The sequence below is a fragment of the Parasphingopyxis algicola genome (assembly GCF_013378075.1).
GTDB classification, from domain to species: domain Bacteria; phylum Pseudomonadota; class Alphaproteobacteria; order Sphingomonadales; family Sphingomonadaceae; genus Parasphingopyxis; species Parasphingopyxis algicola.
Genome location: NZ_CP051131.1, coordinates 1,300,300 through 1,315,435, shown reverse-complemented (window position 1 = coordinate 1,315,435; position 15,136 = coordinate 1,300,300). Strand labels below are relative to the sequence as shown.

The window sequence follows — 15,136 nt, the reverse complement described above, 5'->3', positions numbered from 1 at the left end:
TTGTCTGCCCCCGCCCGGTCAGCGAGCGGGGGACTGGATATTCTGATTTACTCGGCGGCTTCGGGCAGGTCTTCCTCATCCTCGCCCTCTTCGGAGAGCGATTTGAGATCGACGCTGAGGCCCAGCGAGCGCATTTCCTTGACGAGCACGTTGAAGCTCTCGGGAATGCCGGCCTCGAAGGTATCGTCGCCCTTGACGATCGCCTCGTAGACCTTGGTCCGGCCGACGACATCGTCGGACTTGACCGTGAGCATTTCCTGCAAGGTGTATGCGGCGCCATAGGCTTGGAGCGCCCAGACCTCCATTTCGCCGAAGCGCTGGCCGCCGAACTGCGCCTTGCCGCCCAGCGGCTGCTGGGTAACGAGGCTGTACGGTCCGATCGAGCGGGCGTGGATCTTGTCGTCCACCAGGTGATGCAGTTTGAGCATGTAGATATAGCCTACCGTCACCTTGCGGTCGAACCGGTCGCCCGTCCGGCCGTCATACAGGACGACCTGGCCGCTCTGGTCGAGCCCGGCGAGATCGAGCATGTCGGACACATCGCCTTCGCGCGCGCCGTCGAACACCGGAGTGCCCATCGGAACGCCGTTGGTCAGCCGGCCCGCCATCTCGACGACCTTGTCGTCGTCGAGCGCCTTGATGCTGTCATGATAGGGCTCGCCATAGGCGGTCTTCATCGCATCGCGGACCGCCGACGGGGCCTTGCCGGCCTTGGCATCCGGATTGGCATGGCGCCAATCCTCGAGCGCGCCCCTGATCTGCCGACCGAGGCCGCGCGCGGCCATGCCGAGATGGGTTTCGAAAATCTGCCCCACATTCATGCGCGAGGGCACGCCCAGCGGGTTCAGCACGATGTCGACCGGCGTGCCGTCCTCGAGGAACGGCATGTCCTCCTGCGGCAGGATACGCGAAATCACGCCCTTGTTGCCGTGCCGGCCGGCCATCTTGTCGCCCGGCTGCAGCTTGCGCTTCACCGCGACGAAGACCTTGACCATCTTGAGAACGCCCGGCGGCAGTTCGTCGCCCCGCTCGAGCTTCTCGCGCCGGTCTTCGAACTTCGCTTCGATCTTATCGGCCGCTTCGTCATATTGCTGTTTGACGAGCTCGAGTTCGCCCTGGCGCTTGTCGTTCTTGACCGCGAACTGCCACCAGTCGTGCTTCTCGACATCGTCGAGAACGGCGGCGGTCAGCTTCGTGCCCTTGGTCACGCCCTTGGGCGCCGCAGTAGCGGTGTGGCCCGTCAGCATTTCCTTGAGCCGGCCATAGGTGGCGCGGTTGAGGATGGCGCGTTCGTCGTCGGCGTCCTTGCGGAGGCGTTCGATTTCCTCGCGTTCGATCGCCAGGGCGCGTTCGTCCTTGTCGATGCCGTGGCGGTTGAACACCCGGACCTCGACCACCGTTCCGGCAACACCCGGAGGCAGGCGGAGCGACGTATCGCGCACGTCAGACGCCTTTTCGCCGAAGATCGCGCGGAGCAGCTTTTCTTCCGGCGTCATCGGGGATTCGCCCTTCGGCGTGATCTTGCCCGCGAGGATATCGCCCGGATGCACTTCGGCGCCGATATAGACGATGCCCGCCTCGTCGAGGTTGCGCAGCGCTTCCTCGCCAACGTTGGGGATATCGCGGGTGATGTCTTCGGGGCCGAGCTTGGTGTCGCGCGCCATAACTTCGAATTCCTCGATATGGATCGAGGTGAATTCGTCGTCCTTCACGATACGCTCGGAGATGAGGATCGAATCCTCGTAATTGTAGCCGTTCCACGGCATGAACGCGACGAGCGTGTTCTTGCCGAGCGCCAGCTCGCCATATTCGGTCGACGGACCGTCGGCGAGAACGTCGCCAGCCTCGACCATCTCGCCCACCTTCACGAGCGGACGCTGATTGATGCAGGTGTTCTGGTTCGAGCGCTGGAACTTCATCAGCGTGTAGATGTCGACGCCGCTCTCATTGGCATCGACCTCGCCCGAAGCGCGAATAACGATACGCGTCGCATCGACCTGGTCGACGATGCCGCCGCGCTTGGCGACGACGGCGGCGCCGGAATCGCGGGCCACGGTCGCTTCCATGCCGGTGCCGACGAGCGGTGCTTCGGCCTTCACGAGCGGCACGGCCTGGCGTTGCATGTTCGAGCCCATGAGCGCGCGGTTGGCGTCATCATTCTCGAGGAACGGGATCAGCGAGGCGGCGACCGAAACCAGCTGTTTCGGCGACACGTCCATCAGGGTGATCTGTTCGCGCTGCGCCATCAGGAACTCGCCGGCCTGGCGCGAGGACACGATTTCCTCGACGAAGCTGCCATCCTTGTTGAGTTCGGCATTGGCCTGGGCGACCGTGTGCTTCTGCTCTTCCATGGCGGAGAGATAGACGACCTCGTCGGTCACCTTGCCGTCGACCACGCGCCGATACGGCGTTTCGATAAAGCCATACTTGTTGACCCGGCTGAACGAGGCGAGAGAGTTGATCAGGCCGATATTCGGGCCTTCGGGCGTCTCGATCGGGCAGATCCGGCCATAATGGGTCGGGTGGACGTCGCGGACCTCGAAGCCGGCGCGCTCACGGGTCAGGCCGCCCGGCCCGAGCGCCGAGACGCGGCGTTTATGGGTGACTTCGGAGAGCGGGTTGGTCTGGTCCATGAACTGCGAGAGCTGCGACGAGCCGAAGAACTCGCGAACCGCGGCTACCGCCGGCTTCGCGTTGATCAGGTCGTTCGGCATCACCGTCGACACGTCGACCGAGCTCATGCGTTCCTTGACCGCGCGCTCCATACGCAAGAGGCCCACGCGATACTGGTTTTCGAGCAGCTCGCCGACCGAACGGACGCGACGGTTGGCGAGGTTGTCGACATCGTCGACCTCGCCCTTGCCGTCCTTCAGGTCGACCAGTTCCTTGACGACGGCAAGGATGTCTTCCTTGCGCAGGGTCGTCAGGTCTTCCGGCGCGTCGAGATCGAGGCGCATGTTGAGCTTCCAGCGGCCGACGCCGGACAGGTCGTAGCGTTCGCCGTCGAAGAACAGACCCTCGAACAGCGCATCGGCGGTTTCGCGCGTCGGCGGTTCGCCAGGGCGCATCACGCGGTAGATATCGGCCAGCGCCTGGTCGGTATCCTCGGCCTTGTCGGCCTTCAGCGTGTTGCGGATCCACGGGCCGGTCGTGACATGGTCGACGTCGAGCAGCACCAGTTCCTTGATCTTCGCGCCGTCGAGTTTCTCGAGATTTTCCTCGGTCACCTCGTCGCCGGCCTCGATATAGATCTCGCCGGTCTTCTCGTTGATCAGGTCGAACGCGCTGTAGCGCCCGAAAATTTCCTCGGTCGGGATCAGCAGGTTCTTGAGGCCGTCCTTCTCCGCCTTGTTGGCGGCTCGCGGCGTGACCTTCTGGCCCGAAGCGAACACGACTTCGCCGGACTTGGCGTCGACGATGTCGAAGGCCGGCTTCTGACCGCGCCACGCATCGGCGACGAACGGGATTTCCCAGCCGTCCTTGGCCCGCTTGTAGGTCACCGTGTCGTAGAATTGCTGGAGGATTTCCTCGCTCGTCAGGCCCAGTGCATGCAGCAGCGCGGTGACGGGCAATTTCCGCTTGCGGTCGATACGGACGTTGACGATGTCCTTGGCGTCGAACTCGAAATCGAGCCAGGAGCCGCGATAGGGAATGACGCGCGCGGCGAACAGATATTTGCCCGAAGCATGGGTCTTGCCCCGGTCATGGTCGAACAGCACACCCGGCGAACGGTGCATCTGCGAGACGATGACGCGCTCGGTGCCGTTGATCAGGAAGGTGCCGTTGTCGGTCATCAACGGCATGTCGCCCATATAGACGTCCTGCTCCTTGATATCGAGAACGGAGCGGGTCTCGGTGTCGGGATCGACCTCGAAGACGATCAGGCGCAGGGTGACGCGCATCGGCGCGGCATAGGTGATCCCGCGCTGGCGGCATTCCTCGGTGTCATATTTGGGCGGTTCGAGTTCGTAATGGACGAAATCGAGCTCGGCGGTGCCGGCGAAATCGCGGATCGGGAAGACCGAGCGGAGCGTCTTTTCCAGGCCAGAGATGTAATCGATCTCGGGATTGGAGCGGAGAAACTGTTCGTAGCTGTCGCGCTGAACCTCGATGAGGTTCGGCATCTCGATCACTTCGTGAATATCGCCGAAAATCTTGCGGATACGCTTGGTGCGGCTCTGATCTACCGCTTTCGCCTTGGTCGCCATGGAGTATTTGCCTCGGTTTCTGCTCTAATTTCGCAGCGCAGAGACGACAAAAAGCCGCAAGACTCCCTGTCCTCGAAACCGGGGAGTCCGCAGCTTTCAGCGTCTATGAAACCGAAGCCGATCCATTCCTGTGATGCGGCGCGCAAATTCGCATCATTGCTCGAACGGCAGCGGTGATGGAGGCGATATAGGAACGGGGGAGGGGCGTGTCAAATAGCTGTTCCGCCTTTTTATTCGATATCTGCGGCGGCGATCGAAAGGCCGCTCCGGTCTTCGATCGCCGCCGTCCAGCCCCAACCGCCGAACGTTTCCGACAGGGCGACGACAAGCTCGTTGCGACCGGGCTCCAGGTGCAAGCCAACGCCGTCATGCAGGCCGATGATACCGAGGAAACGGGAATAGCGGCTGTTGAAGGTGGAGTTTCCCGTGAACAGCAACTGACCGTTCAGGAAGATGCGGGCGCGATCGGCATAGCCGAAGCGCATCAGAACCGTCCGCTCGGCATCCGACACGATTGTCGCGGCCACCAGAACGGTATCGGAGCCAGGCGTTCTCGGGTGAAGCCGCGAGATGTTCGCCGTTCCATTGGTTTCAACGTCGAGCAGCGTCCAGTCGAGCTCGCCGGGAAGGTCGGGCAGGCGCGTCGCGCTCTCGACGACGGTTTCGTCGAACGGCGAAGACACCGCCCATTGCGGAATCCCGCCTTCGGGCAGTCCGGTTTCCGCGGCGGGGGTGCCGACGGTGGCCTCTCCGGGCCGGAGCGGGCGAGCCACGATATTCGATATATGGCTCGCAGGATTGGGGCCATGGGTGCGAAAGCCCAATCCGCCCGAAGCGATATCGGTCTTGAGGTCCGGGACGTGGAGGACGGGCTCGCGCCCACCGTTGACGAACACATCCGCCTGATCCCCCACGACAACTATGCGCACATGATTCCAGCCGTCGAAAATGAACGAGGCGTCTTGCAGCGCATTGCCGTCGGCGAAAATCTGCCAGGCCGTGTTTCCATTCTCGATCGGCGCATATTGAATCGCGTCGAAGTCGCCGGAATTGGCGGGACGAAGATAGATATATTCGAGCCGCTGCGGATTTTCGGCGCGAAACATCAGGCCGGCAAATCCGCGCGCGTCGTCGAACGCGATATCATATTCGATCACTCCGTTGGCGAATTCGGTATCCGCGAACCAGGCTCGTCCATTTTCCAGGTAGAGCGCTTCGCGTCCATAGACCTGTTCGATCCGTGCCGCGCGCGCGGCGATGTTGAGCTGCCGGCCCTCGAACATCATGATGTCCTCGGTGATTTGGGGTTGCGCCGATCCGGGCGACGCGATGAGATGGGCTGCGATGAACAGGCCCGGCAATGACAAACGCATGGCGATAACTCCTTCGGGTGGAGCTATGCCGCAAACACTGCCGTCAATTATTGAACAAAGCGGACATTGCCCGGCGTTCTTTCATCAGCGCGCGGGGGCTCAAGCCGGTAAGCGCCCGGCAGTCTCGAATGAGGTGGGACTGATCACTATAGCCCGAGGCCAGGGCGATGTCCGCCCAACCCCCGCCCGATCCCGTTTCGGCCCGGACGATCGCCGTCGTCAGCCGGAGCCGCCGGGCGTAAGACTTCGGTGCCGTGCCGAACTCATCGACAAAGGCACGCCGCATTTGCCGCTCGCTCAGCCCGGTAATTTGGGCGAGCTCCTTACAGGATATCCGGCCATTGCGCGCCCGGATGAAGTGGGCGGATGTGCTGGCAGCGCCGGTCCGGCTGGGCGCCGCGATCCGCAACAACCCGTCCTGCAGCGCGCGGGCAACGTCCGCGCTCCTTCCCCGTTCGGCACTACGCAGCACGTCGGACAGCAAATCACGCAAACGGCGCGGCACCTCGACAGGTTCAAGGTCGCGGTAATCGCGGGGAGAAATGCCGAGTTGAGCCGAACTCGTTTCCGGCCGCAACCGCAAGCCGATAAGCTCTTCCTCGGGCTCCGGATCGTACCAGCCTGAGTCGGGAAACGCGCTGCTGACACACAGACTGGCCGTGTTATATTCCACCGCTTCACGGCGCCGTTTTCGACGGACGACGATGCTCGGTTCCACGAAGGGCAGAAAGTGATGGGCGGCCGTTTTCCGCTCGGGCGCGCGGCTGGTCCACAGCATGTCGAAGGGAAGGGTGTCGGCAGGGGCGATGTGCCATGCACGATAATAACCCAGCGAATGGTCCGGGGCCATCGATGTCGGATCCAAGCGGACAGGCTCAACCACATCGCCAGTTTCACGATTTGGTTCGGAAAAGGCAAGATGGCGCGGCGTCGCGCACGAAAAAGGGGCGGCGCATCGCTGCACCGCCCCGTCTTGCGTTCGGAAAATCCGAAAGGCTTATTTGAGTTCGACGGTACCGCCGGCCTCTTCGATCTTGCCTTTGATTTCTTCGGCTTCCGCCTTGTTGACGCCTTCCTTGACGGCTTTCGGCGCACCTTCGACGAGCGCCTTGGCTTCGCCGAGGCCGAGGCCGGTGATGGCGCGAACTTCCTTGATCACCTGGATCTTCTTGCCGCCGTCGCCGGTGAGAATGACGTCGAATTCGTCCTTCTCTTCAGCCGCCGGAGCGTCGCCACCGGCGCCGCCGGCAGGGCCGGCAACCGCAACCGCAGCCGCAGCCGAAACGCCCCATTTTTCTTCGAGTTTGGTCGCCAGTTCAGCGGCTTCCAGAACGGTCAGCTCGGAAAGGCTGTCCACGAGTTTATCAAGATCTGCCATTTTAAGTCTCCAATTGGGGCGCGTCGGCCCCGTCAGTTCAGTTTTGAGCTATTCGAAAATCAGGCGGCTTCCGACGCGCCATAGGCGCCGAAAACGCGAGCCAGCTTGGATGCCGGTGCATTGGCGAGCTGGGCGACCTTGGTCGCGGGCGCATTGAGCAGACCCACGATCTTGCCACGCAGTTCGTCGAGCGAGGGCAGGGCAGCCAACGCCTTCACGCCGTCAAGGTCGAGGGCGGTTTCGCCCATCGCCCCGCCGACGATTTCGAGCCGGTCGTTCGCTTTCGCGAATTCGGCCACCACTTTGGGGGCCGCTACCGGATCGTCCGACCAAGCCAGTGCCGTCGGTCCGTTCAGCAGATCGCTGAGCGGGTCGTACGGCGTGTCCTTGATCGCAATCTTGGCAAGCCTGTTTTTCGATACTTTGAAGCTGGCACCGGCTTCACGCATCTTCGCCCTCAAATCGCTGGATTCAGCGACGCTGAGGCCGAGGTTGCGCGTCACGACGATCACGCCCGCCTCGGTGAAGGTGCGGTTCAGTTCGGCAACCGCCTCGGTCTTTTGAGCTCGATCCATATATCGCACTCCTTCTTCAAGTCGGCGGAGCATCCGCCGACCATTATGAACCGCCAGGCACATGCCCGTTGGTCCGTTCGAAATGTCCGAGGGGTCGGTTGCCTGAAACGGCTGGCGCCGCAGCAGACCGGGGCTCCTATCGCACGGAAGCGCCCGTCAGAAACTTTCCCCGTCTTGGCTGGAAATTAAGAGGACCCAATTGCCCTCACCAGCTGTCTCGGACGGTCTGACCGAACGCGAAATCGCTTTCGGCCGAATCCTGGCTCCGAAGAGCCGGGAAGCCCTTTACGCTCCAGCTTCCGCCGGATCAACCTTCACGCCGGCGCCCATGGTCGAGCTGACGGCGATCTTCTTGATATATTTGCCCTTGGCGCCCGAAGGACGAGCCTTCACGATGGCGCCGACAAATGCGTCGTAATTCTTCTTGAGGTCTGCTTCGGAGAAGCTCGCCTTGCCGATCGTCGAATGGACGATGCCGGCCTTTTCGGCGCGGAACTCGACCTGGCCGCCCTTGGCGTCCTGGACCGCTTTCGCGACATCGGGGGTCACGGTGCCGAGCTTCGGATTCGGCATCAGGCCTTTCGGGCCCAGCACCTTGCCGAGACGGCCGACGACACCCATCATGTCCGGCGTCGCGATGACCCGGTCATAGTTGATATCGCCGCCCTGCATGGCTTCCATCAGGTCCTCGGCGCCGACCGTATCGGCTCCGGCTTCCTTGGCTTCCTCGGCCTTCGCATCCTTGGCAAACACGGCGACGCGGACGTCCTTGCCCGTGCCCGACGGCAGCGAGACCACGCCGCGGACCATCTGGTCGGCATGGCGCGGATCGACCGCGAGGTTCAAAGCGATTTCGATCGTCTCGTCGAACTTCGAGGTCGCGTTGCCCTTGACGATTTTCAGCGCTTCGTCCGACGCGTACAGCTTTTCGCGATCGACGGTTTCGAGCTGTGCTTTCTGCTTTTTCGTGAGCTTCGCCATGATTTAGCCCTCCACCACTTCAAGGCCCATCGACGTGGCAGAGCCTTCGATGATGCGGGTTGCGGCTTCGATGTCGTTCGCGTTCAGATCGACCATCTTCGCTTCGGCGATCTCGGCGAGTTGCGAGCGCTTGATCTGGCCGACGATTTCGGTGCCGACGGTGCTCGCGCCCTTTTTCAGCTTGGCCGCCTTTTTCAGCATATAGCTGGCCGGCGGCGTCTTGGTGACGAAAGTGAAGCTGCGATCCGCATAGACCGTGATCTTGGTCGGGATCGGAGCGCCCTTTTCCATGTCCTGCGTCGCGGCGTTGAACGCCTTGCAGAAATCCATGATGTTGACGCCGCGCTGGCCCAATGCGGGCCCGAGGGGCGGGGAGGGATTGGCCGTGCCCGCAGGGACCTGCAGGCTGATATAGCCGTCGATTTTCTTTGCCATTGTTTCAGTCTCACCTTTTCTCTTGGCTTAGCGGTTCAAACGGCAGTGGCCCTGCCTCCCGCATTTTCCGGACCATCCGGAAACTCGTACAATTCCTTTTTCGTCACTCCGGACTTGATCCGGAGTCCAGGGCGGCAAGCGTTATCGCTCTTGGCTCTGGATCCCGGATCAAGTCCGGGATGACGCTATCGCGTCATTTGACCAGTTCGACCTGCTCGAATTCCAGTTCGACCGGTGTCGCGCGGCCGAAGATCGAAACCGAGACCTTGACTCGGGCCCGGTCGAAATCGAGTTCTTCGACCACGCCGTTGAAGCTGGCGAACGGGCCGTCGAGCACCTTGATCTGGTCGCCGATCTCGTAATCGACATTGATCTTCTGCTTCGGCGCCGCAGCGGCCTCCTCCTTCGTGTTGAGGATGCGCGCGGCTTCGGCCTCGCTGATCGGCTGCGGCTTGCCGCTCGATCCCAGGAAACCGGTCACCTTCGGCGTATTCTTGACGAGGTGGTAGACATCGTCGGTCATGTTGAGCTTGGCCAGCACATAGCCGGGGAAGAATTTCCGCTCGGTCTGTACCTTCTTGCCGCGCTTGACCTCGGTCACTTCCTCGGTCGGCACTTCGACTTCCTCGACCAGCTGTTCGAGACCCATGCGCGTGGCTTCCGCCATGATGGCGTCCCGCACCTTGTTCTCGAAGCCCGAATAGGCGTGAATGATGTACCAGCGCGACATGGAATACCCTTAGCTGAAAGCTGTTTTTAGCTGACGAGGCCGATGAGGAAACGGACGATCATGTTGAAGAACGAATCCACGCCGAGGAAGAACATGGCGAGGATGAAGGTCATGATCATCACCATGACACCCGTCTGAATCGTCTCCTGACGCGTCGGCCAGACGACCTTGGACGTCTCGGCGCGGACCTGCCGAACGAACTCGCCTGGGCTAACCTTTGCCATCGTTCCCAACTACCTCATTCAAAACCAAAACGCACACACGCCGCCATCGGCTCTGTCAGCCGACATCGGCGCGAGTGTTAAACTCTATCTCGGACCCGCAAGCCGCCCTTTCAAGGCGTGCCTGCCGGACCAATCGAAGACCGGATGGCAGGAGCGGAGGGACTCGAACCCACGGCCCTCGGTTTTGGAGACCGATGCTCTACCAACTGAGCTACGCTCCTCCGAGTCCGAGATGCGCGCGTTTAACGGGGCAGGGGCCGGGATGCAAGGATATTGTCGCCGATTCCGCGCGTTTCTTCGGCTGTTCAGGCGACCGCCCGCCCGGGCGCGGCGCCGATCCGGTTCAACACGTCCTCGCGGCCCATCGGGCGGTCTAGGAAATAGCCCTGGACCTGCGCCACACCGAGCTTCTCGGCGATCACATATTGCTGGTCGTTTTCGATACCTTCCGCGATCGTCGCGATGCCGAGGCTGTCGGCCATGGCGATCACGGCGCGAATGATCGCAATGCTCGATTTGGAGCCGCTTTCGGCATCCCGAATGAAGCGCCTGTCGATCTTGATCGAATTGAAGCTGGTCCGGCCGATAAAGCCCAGTGTCGAATAGCCGGTGCCGAAATCGTCTAGCGCCATCGTCACGCCGAGACCGCGCAATTGCTCGAACGTCTGAATCGCCTGTTCGCTGTCGCTGCTCAAAATGGCTTCCGTCGTTTCGAGCTCGAGACGGGTCGGGGCGAGGCCCGAGTCGGATAGCGCCGAAACGATCGCCTCGCTGAGCCGCGGGTTGCGCAGTTGGCCGGCGGACAGGTTGACCGCCAGTCGATATTGGTCGGGCCAGGTCGCGGCTTCGGAACAGGCCTCGCGGAATACCCATTCGCCGATCGGGTCGATGAGGCGCGTCTCTTCGGCGATCGGGATGAATTTTTCCGGCGGCACCTCGCCTAGGGTCGGGCTGGTCCAGCGCAGCAACGCCTCGAACCCGGCAATCTCCCGCGACGCCAGCGTCACCACCGGCTGGTAGACGAGGTGTAACTCGCCCTTTTCGATCGCCTCGCGCAGTGCGCTTTCGATCGCGCGGCGTTCTTCGGCCTTGTGAAGCAACGCCGGTTCATAGGGCGAATGGGTGCCGCGGCCGCTGCCCTTGGCCCGGTACAGGGCCAGATCGGCCTTGCGCAGCAGAGCGGCCGCCGTGCCGCCATCCTTGGGGTAGACCGCCGAACCTACGCTTGCGCCGATATGCAAGAGCTGGTCTTCGACTGTATAGCCTTCGGACAAACGAACGATTATCTCGCGTGCGCGCCTGTCGAGATCTTCGGAAGACCGGAAATTCGCGATGACCATGGCGAACTCGTCGCCGCCCAGCCGCCCGCATTTGTCACCAAGCCGGAGCAGGCCGTTGAGACGCTCCGCAACCTGTTCGAGCAGCTTGTCGCCGATTGGATGGCCGGACGTATCGTTGATCGCCTTGAACCGGTCGAGGTCGATCATGAGGAAGGCGCAATATTGGCTGTTGGCGGCCGCGTTGGCGATTCTGTCGCGCAGCAGGTCGTTCGTGTAGGCGCGATTGGGCAGCCCGGTCAGCGCGTCGAAATGCGCCATATGGTAGATGCGCCGCTCGATCGCCTCGCGATCCGTGACGTCGGCGATCACACCGCGATAGCCGATGACATGGCGATTGGCGCTCAGCCGCGGTGTACCGGAGATTTTCCACCAGCGCTCTTCGTCGTCGATCCGCACCGGAAGCATGAATTCGCTGAACGTGCGGCCGGCCTGCATCTTCTTGAGCAGTTCGCGGATCTCGTCGCTCAGCGCTTCCTGCCGCCATTCGGGTCCGGCGAGAAGGTCGAGGAGCGGCATGCCCTCCAGTGCGGCGGTGTCCATCGAGGCAGCCGCTGCGAAGCGTTGTGAGGGCTCGATGATGCATTTGCGCGCATCGACCTGCCACAGCCAGTCACTCTCCGCCGAATTTTCCTGGCGCAGCATGAGCTTCACGACCTCGCGCTGTTCGGCGAGCGCTATGTCGGTGCGCAACCGGCCGATAACCGAGCGTCCGTTGATGAGCATCGTGAAGGTCAGGCACAGGCCGTAGGAAAAGGTCAGCGCAGCCAGCAATGTCAGCCCTTGGTTGAACAGCATCACGCTGAGGCTGACCCCGATCATGCCATTGAGCATGATCCCGGCCAGCGGCACGACATTGAGCATCAGCGCCGTCGCACCCATCAGCGCGAGGCTGAAGGCGGCGATCGTGATGATCTGTTCCATATTGCCATATTGCGCGAAAAATATTGGCGGGATCGACCAGAACAGGCCGAGGATCGTGCAATTCGCCACCGCCATCATGAGATCGGATCGGCGCGCGCCGCCGGTCCGCTTGAGGTTGGCGCGGCGCGCCGACGCGATCGAGACAAGCCCGATGAAAAGGATGATCAGCCAGAGGGCCATAATCTCGCCGGGGACGCTATTCCAGAAGAGCGAGGCCGATGAGAGCGTCGCAAGCAGCACCGCGACGACCGGAAGCAGCGAATTCCTGCTCAGTTCGCGCAGCTGCGCCGCCCGCACGAGCTTCCATTCACCGTCTTGCGGTTCCCGAAGGCCGAGAATTTCCAGCCAACCGAGCTGGTTGGTGTCGATGGCTACCATTGCTGTCCCTTTCGCGGAGGGATAGCGGAAAAAGCCTTTCCGAAACCCGGAACAGCACGGTTAACGCCGATTTTACCCTTAGTATCTCGACGGACTTGGTCAGGCCGCGATGTCGTAGGGCTGGATTGCGCCGGAAAGATAGAGATTGCGCGCCTTGGCCCGGCTGAGCTTGCCTGAGCTGGTGCGTGGCAAGGTCCGCGGCGGGACGAGTTCGATGACGCAGTTCATCCCGGTGATCGCGCGCACCTTCTCGCGGATCATGCCGTGAAGTCTTGTCCGTTCGTTAATGTCGGATGTGCGGCACTGCACGAGAACCGCCGGCGTTTCCTCGCCGCCAGGCGCCGTGATCGCGAAAGCCGCGATGTCGCCCGACTTGAATCCCGGCAGCTGTTCGACGGCCCATTCGATATCCTGCGGCCAGTGATTCTTGCCGTTGATGATGATCATGTCCTTGGCGCGGCCGACGACGTAGAGATAGCCGTCCGAAAGATATCCCATGTCGCCGGTATCAAGCCAGCCATCCTTCATGCAGGCATCGGTCGCTTCGGGATCGCGAAAATAGCCGTCCATGATCGCCGGCCCCTGCACCCAGACCTGGCCGATCGCCTTGTCCGGCAGGATCGAACCGTCTTCGTCGCGGATCTCGATGGTCGTATCGCGCACCGCCTTGCCGCAATTGACGATCGCCCGGTAACGGAGCGGTTCGTCATTGTCGGCCTTGGGCACGCCGGAGAGTTCGCTCTCCTCGACCAGATCTACGATGATCCCTTCGCCGGCCGGCATGAGCGTAACCGCGAGGGTTGCTTCGGCCAGCCCATAGCTCGGTACGAAACATTTGGGATCGAAACCTGCATCGACGAAGGCGTCGGTGAAATGCTGCATGACGTCGGGCCGGATCATGTCGGCGCCGTTGCCCGCCAGCCGCCAGCGCGATAGGTCGAAGCGTTCCTTGACGTTCGACTGGCTGCCGATCCGGCGCGCGCAGATGTCGTAGCCGAAGGTCGGCGAATAGCTGCACGACGTGCCCGGATTGCGGCTGATCAGATCGAGCCAGGCGAGGGGGCGCCGGGCGAAATCGGCAGTCTTCAGATAGTCGGTCGACACCTGGTTCGCGACCATCGACAGCATGCAGCCGACCAGGCCCATATCGTGATAGAAAGGGAGCCAGGAAATGCAGCGGTCGTCCTTGCCGATCAGCATGCCGTTGGCGTGCGAACCCAGATTGTGCAGCAGCGCCTTGTGGCTGATGATCACGCCGTGCGGGAACCGCGTCGAGCCGCTCGAATATTGCAGATAGGCGATATCATCGGGCGTCGCTTCCGGGAAGTCAGTATCGGGCGCGGCACGCTCGGCAAAGCTGTCCCAATCCTCGCCGGGAACCGAACAGGCTTTCGCGGCGGCATGCGAGATTTCGGCGATCTCGGCCGGGTAGAGCAGGAGCTGCGGTTCCGAACTGCGCAGCTGCACGGCGAGCTGGTCGATATAGCCCTCCTTGCCGCCGAACGACGTCGGCAGCGGCAACGGAACCGGCAGCGCGCCCGCATAGACGGCGCCGAAAAAGAGCGCGCAGAATTGCGGCTCGGTGTCCGCAATCAGCGCAACCCGGTCGCCCGGCTTGATCCCGAAATCGATCAAGCGCTTGGCCGCCGCGATCGCATCGGTGCGCAGTTCGCTATAGGGATAGGGGCGGACCAGATTGCCGCGGGCGTCGTGAAAGTTGAAGCCGCGCTCGCCCCGAGCCGCGTAATCCAGCGCTTCGCCCAGCGTGCCGAAATCGGCAAAGCGGCGCGGCAATTCGTCATGAATAGGTGTCGGTTGGAGAGAATCTGCCATGATTTCCTTCAAATGCTGCCTATGCCGTAACCGGCGCCATGCCCGCTTTTCGCGGTGTGCGGCCCGCCATCGTCACGACCGGAATTCCTCTGGCTGGCTGCTTAGCCGATCAGCCGCGTTCAAAATCCGGCTCCACTATGGCACAAAGATGGCGCATGACCGGCCGAACCCGCAAAAAACCCCGTCCGCCGCTGGATCGCAAAAGCCTGGAGCAGCTCGCGCTCTTCTACGTAGGCCGTTACGCCACGACGCGTGCCAAGTTGCGGACCTATCTCGCGCGCAAGGTGCGCGAACGCGGCTGGTCGGAAGATCGCGCGCCCGCAATCGGAGAACTGGCCGAGAAATTCTCCGAACTCGGCTATATTGACGACGCTGCTTTCGCTAGTGCGCGCGCCGCCTCGCTGGCGCGGCGCGGTTATGGCGAACGGCGGGTCGAGCAGGCGCTCTATGCGGCGGGTATCGAGGAGACCGATGGCGAAGCTGCCCGCGAGCTGGCGGGCGCCAATGCTTGGGATTCCGCGCTCGCCTTTGCCCGCAAACGGCGCTTCGGCCCTTTCGCCCCGAAAACGCCAGATCGGGACCGCCGGCGGAAAGCGCTGGCCGCCATGATCCGCGCGGGGCACCCCTATGAACTGGCACGAAAATTCATCGAGGCGGAACCGGGCATCGTCCCGGAACGGGAAGACTAGCAGAGGCTTTTTAAGACCCTTTCAAGAGCGCAAGAATCTGTGTTAGATAATTGCCGTAACAGGGGACGATG

12 protein-coding genes and 1 tRNA gene are annotated in these 15,136 nt (G+C 62.2%); 1 reads left to right on the top strand and 12 read right to left on the bottom strand.

Annotation, left to right across the window (positions count from 1 at the left end):
• Window positions 1–47: 47 nt before the first annotated feature.
• From rpoB to HFP57_RS06515, 12 genes are all read right to left on the bottom strand, one after another.
• Complete coding sequence (gene rpoB, locus HFP57_RS06570; RefSeq protein ID WP_176869038.1) at window positions 48–4,208, bottom strand: DNA-directed RNA polymerase subunit beta; 4,161 nt, start codon at window positions 4,206–4,208, stop codon at window positions 48–50.
• Between the two features lie 230 nt (window positions 4,209–4,438).
• Window positions 4,439–5,581, bottom strand: a complete 1,143-nt coding sequence (locus tag HFP57_RS06565; protein ID WP_176869037.1) for a 3-keto-alpha-glucoside-1,2-lyase-like domain-containing protein — start codon at window positions 5,579–5,581, stop codon at window positions 4,439–4,441.
• Window positions 5,582–5,624: 43 nt separating this feature from the next.
• Window positions 5,625–6,431 carry an AraC family transcriptional regulator gene (locus HFP57_RS06560; protein WP_176869036.1) on the bottom strand — a complete coding sequence of 269 codons (807 nt, stop codon included), beginning with the start codon at window positions 6,429–6,431 and terminating at the stop codon, window positions 5,625–5,627.
• Window positions 6,432–6,578: 147 nt separating this feature from the next.
• Window positions 6,579–6,959 (bottom strand): 50S ribosomal protein L7/L12, encoded by a 381-nt coding sequence (gene rplL / locus HFP57_RS06555; protein WP_176869035.1) that lies wholly within the window; start codon window positions 6,957–6,959, stop codon window positions 6,579–6,581.
• 59 nt (window positions 6,960–7,018) lie between these two features.
• On the bottom strand, window positions 7,019–7,534 hold the full coding sequence (gene rplJ, locus HFP57_RS06550; RefSeq protein ID WP_176869034.1) for a 50S ribosomal protein L10: 516 nt from the start codon (window positions 7,532–7,534) through the stop codon (window positions 7,019–7,021).
• Window positions 7,535–7,819: 285 nt separating this feature from the next.
• The gene (gene rplA / locus HFP57_RS06545; RefSeq protein WP_176869033.1) at window positions 7,820–8,515 is read right to left on the bottom strand and encodes a 50S ribosomal protein L1; all 696 of its coding nucleotides are present in this window, start codon (window positions 8,513–8,515) and stop codon (window positions 7,820–7,822) included.
• 3 nt (window positions 8,516–8,518) lie between these two features.
• Window positions 8,519–8,950, bottom strand: a complete 432-nt coding sequence (rplK, locus tag HFP57_RS06540; RefSeq protein ID WP_176869032.1) for a 50S ribosomal protein L11 — start codon at window positions 8,948–8,950, stop codon at window positions 8,519–8,521.
• A 193-nt stretch (window positions 8,951–9,143) separates the two neighbouring features.
• Window positions 9,144–9,680: a transcription termination/antitermination protein NusG gene (gene nusG / locus HFP57_RS06535; protein WP_176869031.1), complete on the bottom strand. Its 537-nt coding sequence runs from the start codon at window positions 9,678–9,680 to the stop codon at window positions 9,144–9,146.
• Window positions 9,681–9,706: 26 nt separating this feature from the next.
• The gene (gene secE, locus HFP57_RS06530) at window positions 9,707–9,904 is read right to left on the bottom strand and encodes a preprotein translocase subunit SecE (RefSeq protein ID WP_176869030.1); all 198 of its coding nucleotides are present in this window, start codon (window positions 9,902–9,904) and stop codon (window positions 9,707–9,709) included.
• A 145-nt stretch (window positions 9,905–10,049) separates the two neighbouring features.
• Window positions 10,050–10,125, bottom strand: a tRNA-Trp gene (locus HFP57_RS06525).
• An 84-nt stretch (window positions 10,126–10,209) separates the two neighbouring features.
• Window positions 10,210–12,543, bottom strand: coding sequence for a putative bifunctional diguanylate cyclase/phosphodiesterase (locus HFP57_RS06520; protein WP_176869029.1), 2,334 nt, complete (start codon window positions 12,541–12,543; stop codon window positions 10,210–10,212).
• 99 nt (window positions 12,544–12,642) lie between these two features.
• Window positions 12,643–14,376, bottom strand: coding sequence for a fatty acyl-AMP ligase (locus HFP57_RS06515; protein ID WP_176869028.1), 1,734 nt, complete (start codon window positions 14,374–14,376; stop codon window positions 12,643–12,645).
• A 155-nt stretch (window positions 14,377–14,531) separates the two neighbouring features.
• Between HFP57_RS06515 and HFP57_RS06510 the strand changes: the two genes are divergently transcribed.
• Window positions 14,532–15,065, top strand: a complete 534-nt coding sequence (locus HFP57_RS06510; RefSeq protein ID WP_246263442.1) for a regulatory protein RecX — start codon at window positions 14,532–14,534, stop codon at window positions 15,063–15,065.
• Window positions 15,066–15,136 lie beyond the last annotated feature (71 nt).